The sequence below is a fragment of the Enterobacter sp. BNK-29 genome (genome assembly GCF_048684785.1).
In the GTDB taxonomy this organism is placed as follows: domain Bacteria; phylum Pseudomonadota; class Gammaproteobacteria; order Enterobacterales; family Enterobacteriaceae; genus Enterobacter; species Enterobacter cloacae_M.
Window position 1 is genome coordinate 242,813 of record NZ_JBLQTU010000004.1, and the last position, 21,318, is coordinate 264,130.

23 protein-coding genes are annotated in these 21,318 nt (G+C 54.7%); 12 read left to right on the plus strand and 11 right to left on the minus strand.

Annotated elements, in window-relative coordinates:
- From ACMGGX_RS20735 to ACMGGX_RS20745, 3 genes are all read right to left on the minus strand, one after another.
- Complete coding sequence (locus tag ACMGGX_RS20735; RefSeq protein ID WP_023311651.1) at positions 1-273, minus strand: DUF883 family protein; 273 nt, start codon at positions 271-273, stop codon at positions 1-3.
- A gap of 119 nt (positions 274-392) precedes the next feature.
- Positions 393-1,061, minus strand: coding sequence for an epoxyqueuosine reductase QueH (locus ACMGGX_RS20740; protein WP_023311652.1), 669 nt, complete (start codon positions 1,059-1,061; stop codon positions 393-395).
- Between the two features lie 123 nt (positions 1,062-1,184).
- The gene (locus ACMGGX_RS20745; RefSeq protein ID WP_348561106.1) at positions 1,185-1,661 is read right to left on the minus strand and encodes a GNAT family N-acetyltransferase; all 477 of its coding nucleotides are present in this window, start codon (positions 1,659-1,661) and stop codon (positions 1,185-1,187) included.
- Positions 1,662-1,750: 89 nt separating this feature from the next.
- On the opposite strand from ACMGGX_RS20745, the gene ACMGGX_RS20750 reads away from it, so the two are divergent.
- The gene (locus tag ACMGGX_RS20750) at positions 1,751-2,713 is read left to right on the plus strand and encodes a LysR family transcriptional regulator (RefSeq protein WP_348561108.1); all 963 of its coding nucleotides are present in this window, start codon (positions 1,751-1,753) and stop codon (positions 2,711-2,713) included.
- On the opposite strand, the gene ACMGGX_RS20755 is transcribed toward ACMGGX_RS20750, so the two are convergent.
- On the minus strand, positions 2,668-2,793 hold the full coding sequence (locus ACMGGX_RS20755) for a helix-turn-helix domain-containing protein (protein WP_407065669.1): 126 nt from the start codon (positions 2,791-2,793) through the stop codon (positions 2,668-2,670). The two genes, ACMGGX_RS20750 and ACMGGX_RS20755, sit on opposite strands and share 46 nt — an antisense overlap.
- A gap of 59 nt (positions 2,794-2,852) precedes the next feature.
- On the opposite strand from ACMGGX_RS20755, the gene ACMGGX_RS20760 reads away from it, so the two are divergent.
- Positions 2,853-3,746: a LysR family transcriptional regulator gene (locus ACMGGX_RS20760; RefSeq protein WP_348561110.1), complete on the plus strand. Its 894-nt coding sequence runs from the start codon at positions 2,853-2,855 to the stop codon at positions 3,744-3,746.
- Between the two features lie 5 nt (positions 3,747-3,751).
- On the opposite strand, the gene ACMGGX_RS20765 is transcribed toward ACMGGX_RS20760, so the two are convergent.
- Positions 3,752-4,342 (minus strand): LysE family translocator, encoded by a 591-nt coding sequence (locus ACMGGX_RS20765; RefSeq protein WP_420298899.1) that lies wholly within the window; start codon positions 4,340-4,342, stop codon positions 3,752-3,754.
- Between the two features lie 336 nt (positions 4,343-4,678).
- Positions 4,679-5,545 (minus strand): AraC family transcriptional regulator, encoded by an 867-nt coding sequence (locus ACMGGX_RS20770; RefSeq protein ID WP_420298900.1) that lies wholly within the window; start codon positions 5,543-5,545, stop codon positions 4,679-4,681.
- A gap of 224 nt (positions 5,546-5,769) precedes the next feature.
- On the opposite strand from ACMGGX_RS20770, the gene ACMGGX_RS20775 reads away from it, so the two are divergent.
- Entirely contained in the window at positions 5,770-6,075 is a 306-nt protein-coding gene (locus ACMGGX_RS20775) for a nitroreductase (RefSeq protein WP_345790893.1), read from the plus strand.
- 120 nt (positions 6,076-6,195) lie between these two features.
- Here the strand turns inward: ACMGGX_RS20775 and ACMGGX_RS20780 are convergent, their stop codons facing one another.
- Positions 6,196-7,110 carry a LysR family transcriptional regulator gene (locus ACMGGX_RS20780; RefSeq protein WP_202769736.1) on the minus strand — a complete coding sequence of 305 codons (915 nt, stop codon included), beginning with the start codon at positions 7,108-7,110 and terminating at the stop codon, positions 6,196-6,198.
- A 169-nt stretch (positions 7,111-7,279) separates the two neighbouring features.
- Here ACMGGX_RS20780 and ACMGGX_RS20785 point away from each other — a divergent pair, with 169 nt between their 5' ends.
- From ACMGGX_RS20785 to ACMGGX_RS20810, 6 genes are all read left to right on the plus strand, one after another.
- The gene (locus ACMGGX_RS20785) at positions 7,280-8,602 is read left to right on the plus strand and encodes an amidohydrolase family protein (RefSeq protein ID WP_348561115.1); all 1,323 of its coding nucleotides are present in this window, start codon (positions 7,280-7,282) and stop codon (positions 8,600-8,602) included.
- A 66-nt stretch (positions 8,603-8,668) separates the two neighbouring features.
- A complete protein-coding gene (locus ACMGGX_RS20790) occupies positions 8,669-9,868 on the plus strand; it encodes an arabinose transporter (RefSeq protein WP_420298901.1) in 1,200 nt (399 codons plus the stop codon).
- A gap of 55 nt (positions 9,869-9,923) precedes the next feature.
- Positions 9,924-10,694 (plus strand): SDR family oxidoreductase, encoded by a 771-nt coding sequence (locus ACMGGX_RS20795; RefSeq protein WP_420298902.1) that lies wholly within the window; start codon positions 9,924-9,926, stop codon positions 10,692-10,694.
- 101 nt (positions 10,695-10,795) lie between these two features.
- On the plus strand, positions 10,796-11,071 hold the full coding sequence (locus tag ACMGGX_RS20800; protein ID WP_003857256.1) for a metal/formaldehyde-sensitive transcriptional repressor: 276 nt from the start codon (positions 10,796-10,798) through the stop codon (positions 11,069-11,071).
- A gap of 31 nt (positions 11,072-11,102) precedes the next feature.
- Entirely contained in the window at positions 11,103-12,221 is a 1,119-nt protein-coding gene (locus tag ACMGGX_RS20805; protein ID WP_032668253.1) for an S-(hydroxymethyl)glutathione dehydrogenase/class III alcohol dehydrogenase, read from the plus strand.
- Positions 12,222-12,381: 160 nt separating this feature from the next.
- Positions 12,382-14,073 (plus strand): methyl-accepting chemotaxis protein, encoded by a 1,692-nt coding sequence (locus tag ACMGGX_RS20810; RefSeq protein ID WP_420298903.1) that lies wholly within the window; start codon positions 12,382-12,384, stop codon positions 14,071-14,073.
- 75 nt (positions 14,074-14,148) lie between these two features.
- Here ACMGGX_RS20810 and ACMGGX_RS20815 read toward each other — a convergent pair whose 3' ends face one another.
- The 4 genes from ACMGGX_RS20815 to ACMGGX_RS20830 all read right to left on the minus strand — a co-directional run bounded on the left by ACMGGX_RS20815 (position 14,149) and on the right by ACMGGX_RS20830 (position 19,681).
- Positions 14,149-16,530 carry a glucose/quinate/shikimate family membrane-bound PQQ-dependent dehydrogenase gene (locus tag ACMGGX_RS20815; RefSeq protein ID WP_420298904.1) on the minus strand — a complete coding sequence of 794 codons (2,382 nt, stop codon included), beginning with the start codon at positions 16,528-16,530 and terminating at the stop codon, positions 14,149-14,151.
- Between the two features lie 709 nt (positions 16,531-17,239).
- Positions 17,240-18,163, minus strand: a complete 924-nt coding sequence (locus tag ACMGGX_RS20820; RefSeq protein WP_033145495.1) for a LysR substrate-binding domain-containing protein — start codon at positions 18,161-18,163, stop codon at positions 17,240-17,242.
- 179 nt (positions 18,164-18,342) lie between these two features.
- On the minus strand, positions 18,343-19,227 hold the full coding sequence (locus ACMGGX_RS20825; RefSeq protein WP_023311668.1) for an SDR family oxidoreductase: 885 nt from the start codon (positions 19,225-19,227) through the stop codon (positions 18,343-18,345).
- A gap of 64 nt (positions 19,228-19,291) precedes the next feature.
- Complete coding sequence (locus ACMGGX_RS20830) at positions 19,292-19,681, minus strand: YdeI family stress tolerance OB fold protein (RefSeq protein ID WP_023311669.1); 390 nt, start codon at positions 19,679-19,681, stop codon at positions 19,292-19,294.
- Positions 19,682-19,819: 138 nt separating this feature from the next.
- On the opposite strand from ACMGGX_RS20830, the gene ACMGGX_RS20835 reads away from it, so the two are divergent.
- From ACMGGX_RS20835 to ACMGGX_RS20845, 3 genes are read left to right on the plus strand one after another with little or no spacing between them, the layout of a single operon-like run.
- Positions 19,820-20,323, plus strand: a complete 504-nt coding sequence (locus ACMGGX_RS20835) for a hypothetical protein (RefSeq protein WP_420298905.1) — start codon at positions 19,820-19,822, stop codon at positions 20,321-20,323.
- A gap of 9 nt (positions 20,324-20,332) precedes the next feature.
- Positions 20,333-20,779 (plus strand): DUF421 domain-containing protein, encoded by a 447-nt coding sequence (locus ACMGGX_RS20840; RefSeq protein WP_420298906.1) that lies wholly within the window; start codon positions 20,333-20,335, stop codon positions 20,777-20,779.
- Positions 20,780-20,790: 11 nt separating this feature from the next.
- Entirely contained in the window at positions 20,791-21,309 is a 519-nt protein-coding gene (locus tag ACMGGX_RS20845; protein ID WP_032657136.1) for a 2-oxo-tetronate isomerase, read from the plus strand.
- The last annotated feature ends 9 nt before the right edge of the window (positions 21,310-21,318 follow it).

A 21,318-nucleotide genomic window follows, 5' to 3' on the forward strand; every position in this document is an offset into this window, starting at 1 on the left:
TTATTTTCGACCCAGCAGCAGGCCGAGAACAATACCGACCGCACCTGCTGCAACGAGGCCGGTGAGGGGATTATTTCTGACAGCTTCAGTGACGTCGGAAACGGCATCGCTGGCCTGCGCGGCATATTTTTTAGCCGCTCCTTTTACCTGATGCTTTGGTGAGTCGACGAATTCACCAAACTGCTGCTGCGCTGAACCTGCAAGCTCGTCAAATTTATTTTTTGCTTTATCTTCTGCAAACTGGGTGTTTTTATCAGTACCGAAATCAGACATTTTTGCCTCCTTTTGTTGATAATTAAAGGATAGCCGCTCTTTCCCGATGTGGGAGACGTAAGGCTAAATTCGGTACACGTCAGGGCTGTTTTCGGATATATCTCTATACCGGGAACCCGTTATTTCTCATTGTCATCCTGACCGTAATACAGTTTCCCGATGCGAATCAGCGGGCGTCCCTGAGACTTACGATGCAGGTTACTGTCCCTGAGCGAATAAACGCACCCGCAGTACTCCTGCTGGTAAAACTGCTCCCGCTTGCTGATCTCAATCATGCGAGAGGAGCCGCCCTGTTTACGCCAGTTATAGTCCCAGTAAACCATACCCGGATAGCGCGCGGCAGCACGCTGGCCGCAGTCATTTATCTGCTGCATGTTTTTCCAGCGGGAGATCCCCAGCGAGCTGCTGATGACGCTGAATCCATTTTCTGCCGCATAGAGCGCCGTACGCTCGAAACGCATATCGAAGCACATGGTGCAGCGGACGCCACGCTCGGGTTCCCATTCCATGCCTTTCGCGCGCTCAAACCAGTTATCGGTGTCGTAATCGGCATCAACAAACGGCACGCCGTGTTTTTCCGCAAACCGAATATTCTCCTCCTTTCGAATAAGGTATTCCTTTTGTGGATGGATATTGGGGTTGTAGAAGAAAATCGTGTAGTCAATCCCCGAAGCCTGGATAGCCTCCATCACTTCACCCGAGCAGGGGGCGCAGCAGGAGTGCAACAGCAGCCTGTCGGCACCGTCTGGCAGGGAAAGTTGTGGGCGGATAAAAGGGGCTGTCGTCATGGCGTTCTGCAATATGTTTATGAAATTTATGGAAGGGTAGCATAAATTCAGAATCTGTTGAGGCGGGATCAAGGCAGGACAGAGCGATCCCGCGGGTGGGATCAGCTCCGATACCACGTGTCGCTATTCGGCAAATTTCAGCAGCGCGTCGCCATCAAGACGATAGCGAACCCATTCGGACTGCGGCAGCGCGCCTATGCTCAGGTAAAAATCAATGGCGGGCTGGTTCCAGTCCAGCACGCTCCATTCAAGGCGCCCGCACTGCCGTTTTACCGCGAGCTGCGCAATATGTTTCAGCAGCGCTCTTCCCGCGCCTTTACCGCGATAGTCCGGGGAAACGTACAGGTCTTCCATATAAATCCCGTTGCGTCCCAGCCAGGTCGAATAGCTGGTGAAGAACACGGCATAGCCGGCTATCTTGCCGTCAAACTCCGCGATCAACGCTTCGGTTTTTGTGCCTGCGCCAAAGAGCGTTTCGCGGATCTCCTCCGGCGTGGTAACCACTTCTTCCGGCGCTTTTTCATACACCGCCAGCTCGTAGATCATGGCGTATATTACCGCCGCATCTTCGGGGCGGGCCTGACGAATGGTGATGCTCATTGTTTTTCCTGTGTTTTAGCCTGTGTTCGATTGATGGCGTTAAGCATACGGAGTATTGTCCGAAGAATTAAGTGCAATGAAATCAACAAATGATGAATATTATGCATCAGGTACTGAGGCGTCTTGATTTAAACCTGCTACCCGTTTTCGACGCGATTTACCGCCACCGTTCCGTTCGGCTGGCCGCTGACGAGCTGGCGATGAGCACATCGGCACTGAGCCATGCGCTGTCGCGTTTGCGCATCACCCTTAATGACCCGCTCTTTTTTCGGGAAGGGCATCGCATGTCCCCCAGCGTGTATGCCACTCAACTTGCGCCTTCCATTGCTTCCGCATTGTCGTTCCTCAATCATGAGCTGACCCCACTGCCGGAGTTTGACCCGGCCAGCAGTACCGAAAGCTTACAAATTGGGATTACGGACTTTACCGCGCTCTGCATTTTCCCGGCGCTGATGCACAAACTGCAGCTTGCTGCCCCGGGTTTGCGTTTCGAATTGCGCTATCTGCCGCACAGCCCTGCGCTGACGGAACTGCTGGCGGGCGAAGTGGATCTCGCGCTGGGGTTCAGCACTCAGGATGATATCCGGCACCCGGAACTGGAAGAGATCGACTGGTTTGAAGATGAGTATGTGGTCATCAGCAACGCGCGCCGGACGCGTCTCACGCTGGAGGAGTATCTCGCGGCCCGACACCTGGTGGTGACGCCATGGAATGAGAAGCAGGGCGTTCTGGACGTGCGGCTGGAACAACTGGGCTATACCCGACAAATCGCGATCAAAACGCCGTCGATGCTGAGCGCGCCGTTTATCGTTGCGGAAAGCGACCTGCTGATGGCTATCCCCCGTTTTGCCGCTGAGAAGCTGGCTGCGGCAGCGGACCTGAGGATTTTTCCTTTACCGTTTTCGATACGCACGTTTGAAGTGAAAATTTACTCGCATAAACGCAGCGGCCAGCGGGGGGCGACCCGCTGGCTTAAGGAGGAGCTGCAAACGCTGGCGCAGGCGCGTCATTCCGGGCTGTCCGTCTCCCAGGAGAGGATGTCGCCGGGTTGACACTGCAGCGCCTCGCAAAATGAGTAGGGCGCTAAAGTCCAAACGATAAAAAGAGATGCGACCGGAGAGGAAAGTACGATATCGTAACTCTATGATTAAACGCGTAGTTCGCAGGAACGCCGTCGCGACAGGACGATAAATGATTGATGACATTCGTTATCTGATAGTGTTTGCAAAGATTGCTGAGGCAGGATCCATTTCAGGTGGGGCGGAAGCGTTAGGGCTTACAACCGCAACGGCAAGCGCGCATTTATCAAAGCTGGAAAAAAATCTTGGCTGCGCGTTGCTGTACAGAAACACCCGTAAACTCTCTCTGACTCACGATGGCGCCAATTTGCTGGAAACGGCCAAATCGATGCTGGCGCTTTATGAGCAGGGGGTCATCGAATTTAAACAGCGTTCGATCTCTACGGCGAATAAGCTGACAATTTCTCTTCCTGCCGTTTTTCTGAAGAGTGCGTTTACTCGCCATCTGGCCGATTTTATAAAACGTCATCCGGGCATTTTACTGAATATCTCTTACAGCGATACGCGCAGAGATATTATTGCCGACGGTATCGATGTGGCATTTCGAATCGGCGAACTTCCGGACAGCTCTCTTAAAGCGCGCCATCTTTTTGTGCTGCCGCGCCAGGTAGTTGCGTCCCGGGAATTGCTCAGCCATTACCCGACGATTACGCATCCTGATGACCTGGCGAAACTGCCATGGATTGGACTCAATATGAGGCAGAATAACCGGGAATTCCGACATAAAAATGGGGAAGTGGCTGTCGTGACGTATACGCCCACGGTGTATGTAGATAATGTTGAAGCCGCTTATGCCCTTGCCAGACAACAAATTGGTCTCGCAGCACCTCCTCACTATTTAAGCGAAGAGGATATTAAGCGCGGAGAAATGCAGGAAATACTTCCTGACTGGGCATTAGAACCGCTGAAAGTCTATGCCGTATGGCCTTCTAATATGTCGACCAGCAGTATTGCCTACAAATTGATTAATGATATTTATAACGCGATTGAGTTTCACGCGTTATAACGGGTTTAAAATGCTAAAAAGAGCATGTAACACGCCGTAATAAGCAACAGCCCGCCCATCAACACGTTAAACGTGCGGAGCTGCCGCGTGCTCCTGAGCAGCGTCGACACCTTTTCTCCCATCAATGCCCATGCTGAAAGCGACATATAACAGACTAAAAAATAGATCGTGATAAAGACGAGACCTGTCACAGGGGTTGAGGGTTCAGAAAACATCGCTGCCCCAGAGGCGCACGCGGTCCATGCTTTGGGGTTGATCCACTGCATGACAAAACCCTGAATAAAACCGGGTGAATCCGTTTTTGTTAATGACATATCGGACCGTGACGACGCTATCTTATAGCCCAGATACATTATAAATAAAGAGCCGGCAATATTAAGATACCGGAAAAACACTGGATATTTTTCGATTGCAGCGTAAAGGCCGAAACATATAAAGATAAGTAACAACGTAAACCCTATCGTTGCACCGGAGACAAATGAGAAGGTCTTTCTAAAGCCGTGAACGGCACCAGACGATATAATCACCATATTAACGGGGCCAGGAGAAAATGAAAGCGTTAGTGAAAATATAAACATTGTAAAAAGTACCAGCATTTTATCTCCGTGGGTTGATTTATCTGCATTAGAGGTACTGCGACTATTAAGTCACAACTTTACTCGTCATGTGTCTGAATACTACCTGGGAACGTATGCCAGAATAAGTGGCCTTTATCTAAAGGTGTGTTTGATTTTTTGCACCAATCGCGCAGGCGCGGATGGCCCATTAGTGACAGGGTTTCAGTTCTATCTTTGATCTGAAAATTTAATCAGTGGCCAGCGGGGGCGACCCGCTGACTCAAGGAGGAACGGCAAACGCTGGCGCAGTTTGCAAGGGAGTCCTGTGCCGGGGAAGCTCTGCGCTACCCGGAAAAAGGTGGAAACAAGGGATAGTCAATTTAACGGCAGGTAGATATCCGTTTGCAGCGCATGTTCTGGCACCTCGTGAATGAAGTTGAGGTAGTGGAAAAATACCGGGGCATCACGCAGCGTTTCGCCGCTGGCCGGTAGCCAGTCGCGAAACATCGCCCACACCGTGGCGGAAATGGTATCCAGAGAACCCGTGTGGCGGGCTACGGCGTATCGTCCGCCGTCGATTTCGCCACTGCAAACCCCGAATTCATTTTCTGGTATCGCTTCAGAGATACTGCCGCAGATATCGAAACGAAAGGCGTCTGCGGGTGTGGTTGCCGGGTCATCCCAGGCAATACCAAACGTGCTGCTTTCGTGTACTGGCGATAGGCCCGTGCTTTTACGCCAGGCAATAAATTTCGCCGCGCTGTCATTTACCCGATCCGGGTTGCCACGGTGCTGAAGCATTGCCACTTGGGTCTGTGGGAAATCGACAATCTCAATTTCCATCGTTTTTTGCTCCTGAAAGGTCATTTTCGGTACGCGCTGGTGCCAGTTCAGCCAGTCCGGCTGCTGCCGAAACTGACGCGGGCTTTTTCCAAACGCGTTTCTGAAGGCGCGACTGAACGATTCAGGGCTCTGGAACCCGGCATCGAGCGCAATATCAATCACCTTATCCTGAGGATTAAACGCCAGTCGCCAGGACGCATGACGCAGGCGCAACCACTGAATATAGCGATACAAAGGCTGGCCGCTAAACGCCAGGAACTGCCGGTGAAAATGATAAGGCGAACAGCAGGCTAACGCGCTAAGCATCTCCAGCGTGAGCGGTTCATCGAGATGTTGGGCGATATAGTCGCACACCGTCGTGAAGCGCTCGCGGTAAGCCGTTTTGATTGCATCGTTCATTGCATCCTCCTGATGACCTACTTTGCCTCACCGAACGGCCAAAATCCTGACCGATCTTGCTGATTATGGAGAGGGTATACTGGCGGTATATCGTTGTACGGCATTAATCGTTCCGTCGTACCTAAGATACTGCTGAATGATGAATGAAGACTCACTTTCTATACTTATATTAGGTTTGTCATAATCCAAATTTTCTTAGCTACAAAATTTTATGAGAGGTAATGATGGAAAAGGACTTAAAGCCAGAACAAATCGAAATCATAAACCGTATTGTATTTGAGCAAATCGACAAGATGCAGGCCAGAGTAGCCGAAATAGTTGCTGAAACGGAGAGATCTACGCATCAGCAGCTGCAGGATAGCGGGATTGATATGATCGATTTTTATCCGGCTAATAAGGATTTTTTGATGATGACTCTCGTCCAGCACCTAATAGATCAAGTACATGGCGGCAATATGGTTCTTGCCCAAAAAATGATATCCATGGAAGCAAAACGGCTGAATATCAGCGTACATGTTGAGGCAGAGTAAATAATATCGAATAAGGAATAAATGAATGGGGTCATGTTTGTGAACAGACAAATTTCGTGAGTATCGCTGAGGCTATCAGCTGCTCGCCGCTAAAGTGCGGCCAACAGCTGATAGTTTTTTTCAGTTCGCTTCATGATTTGCGCAAATTTCAGCGCAAAATTCCATAAAGGCTTCGACAGCAGCGGGGGGCAGTCGACGAGATGGCCGCGTGATATACAGCGGATAGGTTTCGCCTGGCCATTCCGGAAAAAGTTCGATCAACACTCCGTCAGCAATCAATTGCGTGACGCTGAGTGAAAGTACCTGGGCAATACCAACACCACTTACGCAGGATTGCACCATCAGATCTACATCGGTTGTCGTCAAATGACCATGAGTATCAATTGCCATTACTTCGCGATCGCGACGGAATTCCCACTCAAACGGTTTCCCGCGGCGAGGATCGATATACTGAATGCACTCATGCGTGACTAGTTCCTCAGGATGCTCAGGTCGACCATGCCGTTTCAGATATGCCGGTGATGCCACGGTGAGTACGCGCGTCTGAAAGAGCAATTTCGAAGAAATAGTTGAGGGGAGCTGCGGACCGAAACGCACCGCAACATCTATACCCTCTGTCACAAGATCCCCCACGTCAGGCTGCTGCACTACTGTAAGTTCCAGTTCCGGATGACGTTCGCGCAAAAGAGGCAGTTTCGGGGCCAAAATATAACGAGCGAAGATTGGATTAACGCTGACCCGTAATGATCCTCGTACAGCAGTGGCGGCACCGGATACGTAGCTTGCCGCAACTTCAATCCCTTCAAGGTGTGGCGAGGCGCGCTCATACAAAGCCCGGCCTTCGTTCGTCAGGTTCATCGTACGCGTCGTACGGTTTAGCAAGCGCACTCCGAGCCTCTCTTCAAGACGATCTATCGATCTGCTCACGCCAGAAGCGGACAGTCCCAGCATCTCGCCAGCGCGACTGAAACTACCCGCCTCGACAACTGCGGCCAACACGCTCAATCCTGACAGAAGCCTTCCGTCAAAACTCATAGAGACTCACCTTTGAATTTATTCAAATATAATTTGCATAAAACTACCTTTATCAAAAATGGTGCGCAACCTATTGTGTCAGCCAATTCGTTGCCGGGCGCTATTTTACCTGTCTCCGGCTGGGCGAACCTCGCAACGAACGGCATCACTTAACCCTGAGGAATACGAAATGACAACGACGCGCACTCTTTTTAAAGGCGGCATCATCCTTACTCTGGATGCCAATATTCCCAACCTCTCCGTGGGCGATGTTCTCGTCCATGGCGACCGTATCGCAGCAGTGGGTCCGGAACTGCAGGCGGATGATGCCCAGGTAATCGATGCATCTGGCCATATTGTTATGCCCGGCCTGGTGGATGCTCACCACCATATGTGGCTTGGCGTAATGCGCCGCATGATGCCAAATGTCGACGATCTTTTTGCTTACATCGATGTGGTCGCAGAGAAACTGGGCAAACATTATCGTCCCCTGGACATGTACCTAAGTACCAGGCTCACGGCACTTGCCTCATTGGACGCTGGTATAACTACCATCATTGATGCCTGCCACAACTCGCGCAGCCCCGAGCATACTGATGCAGCATTAGATGCTCTAAAGGAAAGCGGCATCCGTGCGTTACATATGGTCGGTGCAGCAATGGATAAAGAAGCTTCGTCGGCGCATTTGCCTGCCGATTTGGAGCGGCTGTCGCGAAGCTGGAATACTAGTGACAGCCTGGTGCACGTTGGTCTGTTTGGTCAGCTTAATCTTGACTGGTGGAAGGTCGCTCGCAAACTCGACATGCGCATTCTGACCGAATTCATCGGCGATCTCGCCAATCTCGGCCCTGAGTTTGCCACGCCGGGCGTACTGGGCACACATAACATCTTCAATCACTGTTCGAGGGTTCCTCAGGATACGTGGAAGCTCCTGGCCGATTCAGGAGTGAACATCACGGTCAATCCACGGTCGGATGCGCTATTTGGCTTCGACGATGAAAGTTTTGCCTACCAGCAGGCTGTCGATCGCGCCTTGACCCCGGCACTGGGCATTGACCTTGATACTGCCTTTGGCAGCGATATGTTCGGGGAAATGCACGCTCTGTTCGGGCAACAGCGATCGGCTATGCGCTACCGTCGCTTCCGTGGTGAGGACAATGTGCCGTCACCCATCACGGCCGAGGACGTCCTGAAAGCAGCAACTGTTAATGGCGCGCGTGCGGCCGGTTTGGAGGACCAGATTGGCACCCTTACGCCAGGCAAGCAGGCCGACATTATCATGGTTCGCACCAGCGGAGCCGCTGTTTTCCCGGTATCCAACGTCATTGGTACCGTCGTGCAGGCGATAGAGCGGTCTGATGTGGATACCGTGATGGTGGCCGGCCAGCTTCGTAAACGTGCGGGCAAGTTGGTGGATATTGATCTGACGGCGCTCAGTACAGAGATAACCGTTTCTCGTGATTACCTGCTCAACGCCAGCGGCTATCACATCGATCTTTTTAAAGCATCCTGATGACAGAGCGGCCTGATACACCGGGCCGTTCAACCAACTTAATCATATTTCATAAAGGATAATGACATGGGAGCCCTCGCCATTAAGCGGTTTGCGGAGGATAACACCCCGCGCGTCCTGCTTCCCCGCCCGGCAACGGGCGTTATTGCCGCACTTTTCTTTGGCTATCTGGCAGTCGGACTGCCACTGCCGGTGATTCCATTGTTCATCCATGGCCATCTCGACTTCAGCAACCTCGTGGTGGGACTGGTGATCGGCATCCAGTTTCTGGCCACCGTCCTGACCCGCGGCTATGCCGGACGGGTTACAGACCAGCTGGGCGGTAAACGTTCTGCTCTGCAGGGAGCAATCCTTTCAGCGATAGCAGGGGCGCTGTATCTGGTGGCTTCGGTAACGGATTTATCGCCTGCTGCAACCCTTTGCATTGTTATCGCAGGTCGTCTGATGGCCGGTTTTGGCGAAAGTCAGTTCGTGACGGGATGTGTGTCCTGGGCAATTGCCTCAGTTGGCCCTCAGCGCGCCGGTATGTCCATGTCCTGGACCGGCATCGCGATGTTCGCGGCGCTGTCGATTGGTGCTCCTGTTGGCATGGCGTTATATCAGCATTACAGCCTCACAATGGCGATGATTGCCTGTATTGCTGCACCGATGTTGGCCGCTCTGGTTGCATTTTGTACCCCATCATATATCTCGCCAGGAGGTCCGCGACTGCCATTCCATCGCGTAGTAGGGCGCATCTGGCGCGAAGGGCTGGGATTAATGCTGCAGGGCGCTGGGTTGTCAGGACTAACCGCTTTTGCCTCGCTGTACTTTGCGGCACATCACTGGCAGAACGCCGGCCTGGTGATGACTGCGTTTGGTCTGGGTTTTATTTTCGTTCGCCTCGCCCTGGGGCATCTGCCGGACCAAATAGGCGGCTATCGCGTTGCGGTTTGGTCACTGGTGGTTGAAGCGCTAGGCCAGGCAATGTTGTGGTTGGGTTCAAACGAATGGATGGCACTTGCAGGTGCCCTGGTTACCGGACTGGGCTGTGCGCTGGTTTTCCCCGCACTGGGCGTCGAAGCCTTGAGACGTGTTCCACAAGCCAACCGCGGCAGTGCAATGGGCGCATTCGTTGCATTTCTGGATGTCGCTTATGGAATCGCCGGGCCGGTAGCTGGCCTGATCGCCGGTCAGTTTAGTTATGCCGCAGTATATCTGTCTGGTGCGGTCTGTGCGCTGCTGGGTGCACTGATTGCGAGCGCGTCTCGCATGCAGCAATCCTGAATAAACATTCGAGCCGGCAGCCTTTGCTGTCGGTTTACTAATCTGGAGAAATTATATGTCACGCATTTTCATCTCCGGTTCGTCCACAGGCCTGGGTCTGATGGCAGCCGAACTGCTAGTTCAACAAGGACATCAGGTTGTGTTGCACGCGCGTAATGCGAAACGTGCAGAAGATGCGCAACGCGCCTTACCCGAGGCTGAAGCCGTCGTTGTCGGTGACCTGGAGACAATTGAAGGTGCCAGGCAAACGGCATTACGTGTGAACGCCCTGGGACGCTTCGATGGCGTCATCCACAATGCTGCCGTTGGCTACAATGAAGCGTATCGCGTGACCCGCGACGGGCTGCCGCATGTTTTCGCGATCAACACGCTCTCGGCTTACATCCTCACCGCGGTGATTGAACGTCCACAGCGCCTCGTCTATCTGAGTTCGGGTATGCATCATCATGCCCGGGCAAACCTGGATGATATTCTCTGGCGCAAACGTCGCTGGAATGGGTCCGACGCCTATGCGGAGAGTAAATTGCACGACGCTATGCTGGCTTTTGCTCTGGCGCGTCGCTGGCGTGATGTGCGTAGTAACAGCCTCGAGCCTGGCTGGGTGCCGACAAAGATGGGGGGGCCGCATGCCCCGGACGATATGGACCAGGCGCACCTGACTCAGGCCTGGCTTGCCGCCAGCCGTGATTCTGAGGCTGACGTAACGGGGAAATATTTCTACCACATGAGGCGCATGACGGCTAATCCGCAGGCGCACGACGTCGCATTGCAGGATCGTCTCATTAATCTTTGTACTGAGATTTCAGGGATAGCGCTGCCGGAGTAATTCGTAACGTCAACGAAATGCGCATTAACCATAAAAAACAGAGTGTTTACATCTTAAGGATAAAATAGGTACCATACCCCCCTATAGTATCAGGAGGGCGTATGCCGCATTCACCCGAAGATAAAAAACGTATTCTTACCCGCGTCCGTCGCATTCGGGGCCAGGTTGATGCCCTTGAACGCGCGCTGGAGTCGGGCGACCCCTGTCTGGCCATTCTGCAGCAAATCGCCGCCGTGCGCGGGGCTGCCAATGGCCTGATGGGCGAAATGGTTGAAATTCACCTCAAAGATGAGCTGGTAACGGGGGAAACCACGCCGGATCAGCGAGCCGTACGCATGGCAGAAGTCGGCCATTTGCTGCGCTCTTATCTAAAATAAACCCACACACCTGACAAAAAGGGAAGACATGATGAAATCTCGCGCTGCAGTTGCATTTGGTCCCGGCCAGCCGCTGAAAATCGTTGAAATCGACGTGGCACCGCCGAAGAAAGGCGAAGTGCTGATCAAAATCACCCATACCGGCGTGTGCCATACCGATGCGTTTACGCTCTCCGGTGACGATCCGGAAGGCGTCTTCCCGGCGGTGCTGGGTCATGAAGGCGGCGGGATTGTCGTGGAAGTGGGCGAGGGCGTGACCAGCCTGAAGCCTGGCGATCACGTTATCCCTCTGTACACCGCGGAGTGCGGCGAGTGTAAGTTCTGTAAATCCGGTAAAACCAACCTCTGCCAGGCGGTTCGCGCCACTCAGGGGAAAGGGCTGATGCCGGACGGCACCACCCGTTTCTCCTATAACGGCGAGCCTGTTTATCACTACATGGGCACCAGCACCTTCAGCGAATATACCGTTTGCGCGGAGATCTCGCTGGCGAAGGTGAACCCGCAGGCGCCGCTGGATAAAGTCTGCCTGCTGGGCTGCGGCGTGACCACCGGCATTGGCGCGGTGCATAACACGGCAAAAGTCAAAGAGGGCGACACCGTTGCGGTGTTCGGTCTCGGCGGCATTGGTCTGGCGGTCATTCAGGGCGCGGTGCAGGCGAAAGCCGGTCGTATCATCGCGGTCGACACCAACCCGGAGAAATTCAAGCTGGCGGGTGAAATGGGCGCGACCGATTTCGTTAACCCGAAGGATCACGAAAAACCGATTCAGGATGTCATTGTTGAGATGACCGACGGCGGCGTTGACTTCAGCTTCGAATGTATCGGCAACGTGAACGTGATGCGTTCCGCGCTGGAGTGCTGCCACAAAGGCTGGGGCGAGAGCATCATCATTGGCGTGGCCGGCGCGGGCCAGGAGATTAAAACCCGTCCATTCCAGCTGGTCACCGGGCGCGTGTGGCGCGGTTCCGCGTTTGGCGGCGTGAAGGGCCGTACCCAGCTTCCGGGTATGGTTGAAGATGCTATGGTCGGCAAGATTCAGCTCGACCCGTTCATTACCCACCGTTTGCCGCTGGAGCAGATCAACGACGCGTTCGATCTGATGCACGAAGGAAAATCCATCCGTACCGTCATTCATTTCGGCGACAAGTAACTCTTCTGCCAGCGGTTTTTCACCGCTGGCGTTTCTTTAATAATCTTCTCTAAAGTGTGACCAGTGCGGCGTTTTTAGCCGTAATCTAAATCCCCACCGTGCCGATGACTATTTAACACGCATGTTTTTACGCATCTTACCTATAAGAGAGTCGACGGTCATGGACAACACTACTTCGATGCAGGCGCAGCGCAAGCTGAGCTTCTTGCATCACATCAGGCTGGTTCCGCTGTTTTCCTCCATTCTCGGTGGCATTATTCTTCTCTTCGCCTTGAGCTCGGGTCTGGCGGGGTATTTCCTGCTGCAGGCCGATAACGATCAGCAGGATGTCACATCCGAAATTCAGGTGCGTATGGGGCTGTCGAACAGCTCAAACCATCTGCGAACCGCGCGTATCAATCTGATCCACGCCGGTGCGGCAAGCCGCATCGCGGAGATGGATGCGATGAAGCAGAACATCAGCGAGGCGGAAACGCGCATTAAGCAGTCCCAGGAGAGCTTTACCGCCTATATGAATCGTGCCGTGCGTACCGCTGAGGACGAAGCGCTGGATGCTGACCTTAAATCGCGCTACGACGCCTATATTGCGGGTCTGGAGCCGATGGTGAAATTCGCCAAAAACGGCATGTTCGAAGCGATTATCAACCACGAAAACGAAACGGCGCGTCCGCTGGATGACGCTTACAACGCCGTGCTGCTGAAGGCGATTAAGATCCGTACCGAGCGTGCCAATGCGCTGACGGCGCAGGCGCACAGCCGCACGCAGCTGGGCCTGATGTTTATGGTGGGCGCGTTTGCGCTGGCGCTGGTGCTGACGGCGATGACCTTTGTCGTGCTGCGCCGCACGGTAATCAATCCTTTGCAGCGTGCAGCGAAACGTATCGAGAATATCGCCAAAGGCGACCTGACGATGCCGGACGACGTGGCCGGGCGCAGCGAAATTGGCCGCCTGACGCGCGATCTGCAAACCATGCAGCACTCGCTGGAAAACACCGTGGGCACCGTACGTCAGGGGGCGGAGGAGATCTACCGTGGCACGAGCGAGATTTCTGCCGGTAACACCGATCTTTCTTCGCGTACCGAGCAGCAGGCCGCCGCCATTGAGCAAACCGCCGCAAGCATGGAACAGCTTACCGCGACGGTGAAACAGAACGCCGATAACGCCCATCATGCCAGCAAGCTGGCGGAAGATGCCTCCGGGAAAGCCAGCCGCGGCGGCCAGATGGTCTCCGGCGTGGTCAAAACCATGGGCAATATCTCCACCAGTTCGAAAAAAATCTCCGAGATCACCGCCGTCATCAACAGCATTGCGTTCCAGACCAATATCCTGGCGCTTAACGCGGCGGTAGAAGCGGCGCGGGCGGGCGAGCAGGGGCGCGGGTTTGCCGTTGTGGCAAGCGAAGTCCGAACCCTTGCAAGCCGTAGTGCGAATGCCGCAAAAGAGATCGAAAGCCTGATTAACGAATCGGTCTCGCTGATCGACCAGGGCTCCGGTGAAGTTGTGGCTGCCGGTAACACCATGAATGAAATCGTCGAAGCGGTTAAACGCGTGACTGACATCATGCTGGAGATTGCCGCCGCGTCCGACGAGCAGAGCCGCGGTATTGTCCAGGTGAGCCAGGCGATTTCTGAGATGGATAAAGTGACCCAGCAGAACGCCTCGCTTGTGGAAGAGGCCTCTGCGGCCGCCGCGTCTCTGGAAGAACAGGGCGCGCGTCTGACCGAGGCGGTCGGGGCGTTTCGTCTGAGCGGTGCAAAGTCGGGCCGCGCGGTGACGTCTGCGCCAGTGGCGAAGAACGCGCCGTTGCGCCCGGCGGCGACGGTTTCCGGGGATAACTGGGAGACATTCTGAGTTGTCGGCGGTGTCGGGTGGCGCTTCGCTTACCCGACCTACAAAAAAGGGACCTTTCGGTCCCTTTTTCACATCTTATTGCTTATCGGGTAACGCGTACGCGATAACGTAATCCCCGCGATCCGGAGACTGGCGGGCGCCCCCGGCGTTAATGATGATGTACTGCTTACCGGTTTTCGGCGACACGTAGGTCATCGGGCCGGACTGGCTGCCGACCGGCAGGCGGTCTTTCCAGACCTCTTTCCCGGTGGCGGTATCAAACGCGCGCAGGTAGAAATCCTGCGTGCCGGCGAAGAACAGCAGGCCGGACTGGGTAGAGAGCGATGCGCCCAGCGTCGGCATGCCGATTGGGATTGGCATGTGCATGCGAATGCCCAGCGGGCCGGTATCTTCCACCGTGCCGACAGGCACCTGCCACACCAGCTTGCCGGTTTTCAGGTCAACGGCCGACATGGTGCCAAACGGCGGCTTCTGGCACGGAATGCCCAGCGGTGACAGGAAGCGTTCGCGCATCGCGCCGAACGGGGTGCCGTCCATCGGTACGATGCCCATCTCGATGCCGCTGGCGTTTTTCGCCACGTTAGCGCGCGGCACCATGTAGTTTGCAAGGCCCAGGCGCATATCGTTGACGAACATCAGGCTGTTGTTCGGGTCAACGGAGACGCTGCCCCAGTTCATCCCGCCGAGAGAGCCAGGGAACTGCAGGGAACGGTCGAGACCCGGCGGGGTGAAGACGCCCTGATGGCGCATCTCTTTAAACTGAATGCGGCACAGCAGCAGGTCGACAGGCGTCGCCCCCCACATGTCGGATTCGGTCAGCGTCTGGTTGCCAATCATCGGCATGCCAACGGAATACGGCTGGGTCGGAGAGTAGCGTTCACCCTCAACGTTACCTGCCGGAACGGGACGTTCTTCTACCTTCGCCACCGGCTTGCCGGTTTCGCGGTTAAGCATGAAGATCATGCCCTGCTTGCTGGTCTGCACCAGCACAGGCGTGGTGCCGCCTTTACCGTCAGGCAGATCGTACAGCAGCGGCTGGGAAGGCAGGTCGAAATCCCACAGGTCGTGGTGGGTCGTCTGGAAATGCCAGCGCACCTGACCGGTAGTCGCGTCGACGGCGACGATGGAGGAACTGTACTTATCATCCAGCGCGGTACGTTCGCCCGCCCAGAAGTCCGGGGTGGCGTTGCCGGTTGGCAGGTAGATCAGGTTCAGCTTAGCGTCGTAGGACATCGCTGACCAGACGTTCGGCGTGCCGCGGGTGTAGGTTTGGCCTTCCGGCGGCAGGCCGGTCAGGTTCGGATTACCCGGGTCCCACGCCCACGCCAGCTTACCGGTGTGCACGTCGTAGGCGCGCACCACGCCCGGCGGTTCGCCGGTTGAGTAGTTATCCGCGACGCGACCGCCGACGACGACAACATTGCCTGCGACCAGCGGCGTAGAGGTCTGCTGATAATATCCGGGCTTGATCTCGCCCATGCCGACGCTCAGATCCACGGTGCCATGGTCGCCGAAGTCTTCGCAGACCTTGCCGGTATCCGCGTTGATGGCAATCAGGCGGGCGTCGGTGGTTGGCAGGAACAGGCGGCGAGGGCATGCCGCAGGCTGTGTTTCTGTCTGTGACGTTGTCACGCTGGAATGGTCTTCAAAATAGCCCAGACCGCGGCAGCGCTGCCAGTTAGGCGCCGTGGCTTTGGAATCGTAGCGCCATTTTTCTTTGCCGGAATCCACGTCCAGCGCGAGCACTTTACTGTACGGGGTACAGACGTACAGCGTGTCGCCAATCTGCAATGGCGTGTTCTGATCTTCCGCGCCGGAGCCGTTACTCTGCGGAATATCGCCGGTGCGCGCAACCCAGGCGACTTTCAGATCGCGGACGTTTTGCTTGTTAATCTGGTCCAGCGCGGCGAAACGGTCGCCGTGGGTGGTATTGCCCCAGTGCTCCCAGTTCTTTTGCTGCTCGCCGGGGGCGACGGGTTTCACCGGAACGGGCTCGTTCGCTGCCACGAGGGTCTGCGGCTTAAACATCCAGCCCAGGCTGACCAGCATCGCCACCGCGAGCACGGCCGCGACGCCAAAAGCGGGCGCTTTGTTCGCAACGCTGTGGTTTGCCGCGCGCAGGAAAGGCCAGACGATGGCGCAGAGGAAGGCCAGCACGGCAAAGGTAAACAGGCGAGAGAAGAGCGGCCAGAAATCCCAGCCCGCATCGCCTACCGCCCAGAACAGCGAGGCAATAAAGGCGATGCCGTAAAGCACGATCCCGCTGCTGCGATTGAGGAAAATCAGGATCGCGGCAATCACCATCACCACGCCCATTATCAGGAAGTATCCACTTCCGCCTACGGTGACGAGCTTAAAGCCCAGCCCGCCGACCGCCAGACCGATGAGCAACATCAGTCCGGCAAGAAGCCACTGCAGGATACGCGGTATCCCACGTGGCGCGCTGCCAAATGCCATTTCTGTCTCCTTAAGATCCCCCCGTCGTGCTGGGTGTGTACCAGTTGGGTAATAAATGCGGAGGGAAGAATGATTAATACGGGTGAATTCGGGGTTGTAAAATGATTTGCGAACCATTTGGTGAATTCGTCGCTATGATAAAACTGTTAAATTGTTTTACGCAATTGTTAATGAATGATTTCGCATTAATTGATTAGGGCGCAGACGGCCCCCTCTCCCTTTGGGAGAGGGCTGGGGTGAGGGGAACATACAGCTATTGTGGTCATTCCGTTCACTTTTATTTTTCTTGCTACTCTGTAGCGACATGGCCGGTGAACGTGCCAGGGTGACTCAATCGCCACCACCCTGGCGACCCGGGCTCCCGGCGGTAAATCGCCGCTTCGCGGATTGCTCGCCCCATCCTTGGGGCTCACCCTTTCAGGGCCAGCGCAGGCGCTGTCCAAAATTGCTCCCGGCAATTTTGTCCTCAGCTTATTCCTCCAGGCTATCGGGTCGGGCATGAGCCTGCATCCCTGCAGGCCACGCCCTCTCGGCGCATCCCTGCGCCTCGCCCCAGCCTTGCGGAAACGCTTCGGCGATTTACAGCCGGACCAGAGCGTCGCTGTAAGTTCTTCATTTTCCTGAGGCAATATTTATCGCTTCGGGTGGAAAAATGACTGGTGAACCCTCGCCCCGTTGGGGAGAGGGTTAGGGCCAGGAGAGAAAGATGTCAGACCGGCATTGATTTACGGATAGCGCTCAGCAGCGTCTGCGCACCCGTTGAAAGCGGCGTGTCTACGCGGGTCAAAATGCCGATAGGTTCACCGGGGCCGGGGGAGGTAATCGGCAGGGCAATCAGCGTTCCCTGACGTAAATCATCTTTCACCGCGCCGGAGGGGACGAACCAGACGTAGTCATAATCCAGCGTAAGCTGGCGCGAAAGCGAGGCCGACAGCGTTTCGATACATCCTGAGGGCAGCGTACACCCCTGCATTTGCAGTAAGGTTTCTGCGGTCTGGCGGGGAACGGTCCCTTTTGGGCAAACCACTACCGGCCACTCCATAACGCGGCTTAACGTGACCGTGTCCTGCAGCAGGGGGTGATCGGGACGAACCACCAGCTTCAGGGATTCCAGGAACAGCAGTTCATAGTTGAGGCCGCCCATCAGCTCAGGGTCGGACATGCGACCAATTCCGAGATCCAGTTCGCCCGATTTCAGCCCCGCGAGCAGCATGGTGTTATTCATGGTGGCGACCTGAATCGTGGTATGCCGCTGCTGCTTGTGGAACTGGCCGATAACGGGCGGAAGAATGCCAAGCGCCGCGGTAGGTAAAGCACCCACGCGCACCACCTCACTGGATTGCTCTTCTTTTCGGTGCAGGGACTGGCCTGCGGTATTGAGCGCATCCAGCACTTTCACGGCGTGCGTGAGGAACTGTTCGCCCACGATGGTAAGCTGCGCCCCCAGCCGGCCGCGGTCAAAAAGGCGGGCACCGGTTAGCTGTTCCAGCTCGTTGAGGGTTTTTGAGAGCGCAGGCTGGCTCAGGTTGAGAGTTTCAGCCGCACGCCCCAGCGTTCCCTGTTGAGCGACGGCCACAAATGTATGCAAATGGCGCAAGCGTATGCGCTGACTGAACAGACCATTTTTTTCCATAGGCGATGTTAAAAACAGAGCGATGCGGGTGACAAGTTAAGTTGTTTAATTTTGATAACCTGATAGCAAAATATTTTTAACATTTGATCTGTTTGAGTTACAACATGTTTTTTGGCGGGGAAATAAAAGCGAACATCCTTGTTCATTTATTGCTCATTGCGGAGGGGGCGTTTAACGGTTTAGATCACGCCGTCACCGCCATCGGAACACCACACCTGGCCGGACGTAAATGAACATTCATCCGAGGCCAGCGTGACGTACAGCGGGGCAATCTCGACGGGCTGGCCCGGACGTCCCAGCGGGGTGTCGCCACCGAACTCCTTCACTTTTTCCATCGGCTGCCCGCCGCTGGACTGCAGTACCGTCCAGTAAGGGCCAGGGGCAACCGCGTTGACGCGGATGCCTTTCGGACCCAGCTGTTTGGCTAAGGATTTGGTAAACACCGCCAGACAGGCTTTCGTCTGGGCGTAGTCCAGCAGCACGGGGCTGGGCTTCACCGCCTGAACGGAGGAGGTATTAATGATAACGGACGACGCTTTCAGGTGGCGCAGCGCCGCCTTGGTGATCCAGAACGGGGCGTAAACGTTGGTTTTAAACGTTGCGTCAAAATCTTCCGTGGTCAGTTCCTCAAGCGATTCACGGAACTGCTGACGGCCGGCGTTGTTGACCAGAATGTCCAGCCCGCCCAGTTTCGACACGGCTTCTTCGACCAGATTCTGACAGAAGGTTTCGTCCCGGACGTCCCCCGGCAGCGCGATAGCCTTGCGGCCTTCGGCTTCGATCAGGTCGATGACCTCAGCGGCGTCTTTTTCCTCTTCGGGCAGGTAGTTAATGGCAACGTCAGCGCCTTCACGAGCATAGGCGATAGCGACCGCGCGACCAATCCCGGAGTCTCCGCCGGTAATCAGCGCTTTTTTGCCGGCCAGGCGGCCATGTCCTTTGTAGCTTGTTTCCCCGTGGTCGGGTACAGGCTGCATTTCGGATGCCAGTCCCGGCGGCGTTTGCGGCTGTTCCGGGAACGGGGGCTGCGGGTAAGCGTTCGTACGTTGTTTAGTATCACTCATAGCTGACTCCTTAAGCCAAGGGGTGAGATTTGATGGATAACTGCAGCGTTAACGCTTCGCTGAATTATTTCTGCAAACGATCAACACGGACGACGGCAGGTGATGATTTTTTATCAAGCGAACCGTTGATACTGATCATCTGGTCGGGTTTTACCGTTCTGCCGTCGAAGACTGCCTGGGGAATAATAACGTCGATTTTTCCGGTTTTATCCTGAAATACAAACTTATCGCCGCTACCGTCAATAAGATTACCGCGTAATGAAATTGTCGCCCCATCATGCAATTCTTTTGCCTGCTTGATGGTCATAATACGCGCGTCGTCGGTTCCGCGATATCCGCTATCAAGCGCGTGGGGAGGCGGTGGCGCTTCGCCTTTTTGTAAACCCCCGTTATTATCTGCCCATGCGGCCGGAACCAGAAATATCAATAAAGCGGAAATAAGTGATAATTTCATCCCATATCCTTCATTTTGCGTGTCTTGACTTATTAAGTATTGTTGCTATTCCTTTATGTGGCAAATGTGATAAGTCCTAAAAACATTCGCGTTAGAAATCAAAATTATCGGATAATAAGCGAAACGGTGACGATGGCCATGAAGCGTGAAAATGAAAAGTTACCCGGGATAGATGAGAGTTACCGTTTGCTGACGTTTGAATACGCGTTTCGTCAGGTGGGATTTATTGTTCTGCTGGGTATTATCGTCGCGGCGATTGCCGGTCTGTTTTCCAGCGGAATGGTCAGCGACACGGTCAAAACGAATTCCGCTAAATCATTGACCATAAACTATGAACGCTTTGGGCGACGGGAGACAGAGACGCGGATGGAGCTCGCGTTTCCGGTGCAAACGGAGGGGAAGTATGTCCTCAGCATGGCCAGCGAGAGCAGCGATGCGTATGAGCCTGGCAGCGTCTGGCCGCAGCCGGACGCTATGTTCAGCCGCGGAAAGACCCTCTTTTTTGTCTATAACAACCTGAAAAAAACCGACCGCTTCTCAGTGTTACTGTTCACGACACCTTCCAGAGCCGGTAAATGGAACACCGTCATCCGCGTCAACAGCGAGCCGGAGATTAACATCTGGCAATTTATTTACCCGTAGGAGGCTGATATGGATATGGTCTTTCGCGCGCTGGCTATTTATCTGTTCCTCGTGGTGGTATTTAAAGTGGCCGGGCGTCGCGCGCTGCTGCAGATGACCAGCTTCGATCTCATTCTGCTCTTGATAATTAGTGAAGCCACACAGCAGGCGCTTCTCGGACAAGATTTTTCCGTCACCGGTGCGATGATTACCATTACCACGCTGGTGGTAGTGGATATTATTTTCGGGCTGATGAAGAAATATTTTTCCCCGGTGGAGAATATTCTGGATGGCACTCCTGTTATTCTTGTCGAGAACGGCGTGCCGTTAACCGATAAGCTGAAAAAAGTTGACGTATCCTGTGAAGATATTCTGGTGTCAGCGCGTCAAAATAATGGCATTACGGAAATGAGCGACATTAAATATGCCATACTTGAGCGCAATGGGCATATTTCAATCATTCCTTTCGAGAAATAAGAGGCGGTAAGATGAGCAATCTTTTTCACGACAGCAATAATACCGTGGGTGAACTGACGAAAAAGCTGGCGAGCAAATTAACCGATCTCGGGCTTCGCTTAACCACCGCGGAATCCTGTACGGGCGGAAAGCTCTCGGTGGCGCTTTGCGCAGAGGAAAACACCGCCGAATTTTATGATGTTGGGCTGGTCGTGTTCAGCGATGAAGCCAAAGCGCGGATCCTCGGCGTGCGTCCTGAGACGCTTGAGCGGTTTACGGCCGTGAGCGAGCAGACGGTAACCGAAATGGCCGCCAGCATCCGCGACATCGCCCAGGCGGATATCAGCATCGCCATCAGCGGCTACGCGGGCCCGGAAGGGGGCGACGACGGCACGGCAGCGGGGACGGTCTGCTTTGCGTGGAACATACGCGGCGAGACGAAGACCCGCACCGTGCTTTTCTCCGGTGACTGTCAGGACGTGGTCGAAAAAGCGGTGCATTACTCGCTGGCTGAACTGGTGACAACGTTGTCGGACGGGAATAACGGATAAACTCACGTG

Bases quoted from the DNA above. Each gene is read 5' to 3' on its own strand.
- ACMGGX_RS20735 (WP_023311651.1), bottom strand. From the start codon at position 273: ATGTCTGATTTCGGTACTGATAAAAACACCCAGTTTGCAGAAGATAAA.
- ACMGGX_RS20740 (WP_023311652.1), bottom strand. From the start codon at position 1,061: ATGACGACAGCCCCTTTTATCCGCCCACAACTTTCCCTGCCAGACGGT.
- ACMGGX_RS20745 (WP_348561106.1), bottom strand. From the start codon at position 1,661: ATGAGCATCACCATTCGTCAGGCCCGCCCCGAAGATGCGGCGGTAATA.
- ACMGGX_RS20750 (WP_348561108.1), top strand. From the start codon at position 1,751: ATGATGAATATTATGCATCAGGTACTGAGGCGTCTTGATTTAAACCTG.
- ACMGGX_RS20760 (WP_348561110.1), top strand. From the start codon at position 2,853: ATGATTGATGACATTCGTTATCTGATAGTGTTTGCAAAGATTGCTGAG.
- ACMGGX_RS20765 (WP_420298899.1), bottom strand. From the start codon at position 4,342: ATGCTGGTACTTTTTACAATGTTTATATTTTCACTAACGCTTTCATTT.
- ACMGGX_RS20770 (WP_420298900.1), bottom strand. From the start codon at position 5,545: ATGAACGATGCAATCAAAACGGCTTACCGCGAGCGCTTCACGACGGTG.
- ACMGGX_RS20775 (WP_345790893.1), top strand. From the start codon at position 5,770: ATGGAAAAGGACTTAAAGCCAGAACAAATCGAAATCATAAACCGTATT.
- ACMGGX_RS20780 (WP_202769736.1), bottom strand. From the start codon at position 7,110: ATGAGTTTTGACGGAAGGCTTCTGTCAGGATTGAGCGTGTTGGCCGCA.
- ACMGGX_RS20785 (WP_348561115.1), top strand. From the start codon at position 7,280: ATGACAACGACGCGCACTCTTTTTAAAGGCGGCATCATCCTTACTCTG.
- ACMGGX_RS20790 (WP_420298901.1), top strand. From the start codon at position 8,669: ATGGGAGCCCTCGCCATTAAGCGGTTTGCGGAGGATAACACCCCGCGC.
- ACMGGX_RS20795 (WP_420298902.1), top strand. From the start codon at position 9,924: ATGTCACGCATTTTCATCTCCGGTTCGTCCACAGGCCTGGGTCTGATG.
- ACMGGX_RS20800 (WP_003857256.1), top strand. From the start codon at position 10,796: ATGCCGCATTCACCCGAAGATAAAAAACGTATTCTTACCCGCGTCCGT.
- ACMGGX_RS20805 (WP_032668253.1), top strand. From the start codon at position 11,103: ATGAAATCTCGCGCTGCAGTTGCATTTGGTCCCGGCCAGCCGCTGAAA.
- ACMGGX_RS20810 (WP_420298903.1), top strand. From the start codon at position 12,382: ATGGACAACACTACTTCGATGCAGGCGCAGCGCAAGCTGAGCTTCTTG.
- ACMGGX_RS20815 (WP_420298904.1), bottom strand. From the start codon at position 16,530: ATGGCATTTGGCAGCGCGCCACGTGGGATACCGCGTATCCTGCAGTGG.
- ACMGGX_RS20820 (WP_033145495.1), bottom strand. From the start codon at position 18,163: ATGGAAAAAAATGGTCTGTTCAGTCAGCGCATACGCTTGCGCCATTTG.
- ACMGGX_RS20825 (WP_023311668.1), bottom strand. From the start codon at position 19,227: ATGAGTGATACTAAACAACGTACGAACGCTTACCCGCAGCCCCCGTTC.
- ACMGGX_RS20830 (WP_023311669.1), bottom strand. From the start codon at position 19,681: ATGAAATTATCACTTATTTCCGCTTTATTGATATTTCTGGTTCCGGCC.
- ACMGGX_RS20835 (WP_420298905.1), top strand. From the start codon at position 19,820: ATGAAGCGTGAAAATGAAAAGTTACCCGGGATAGATGAGAGTTACCGT.
- ACMGGX_RS20840 (WP_420298906.1), top strand. From the start codon at position 20,333: ATGGATATGGTCTTTCGCGCGCTGGCTATTTATCTGTTCCTCGTGGTG.
- ACMGGX_RS20845 (WP_032657136.1), top strand. From the start codon at position 20,791: ATGAGCAATCTTTTTCACGACAGCAATAATACCGTGGGTGAACTGACG.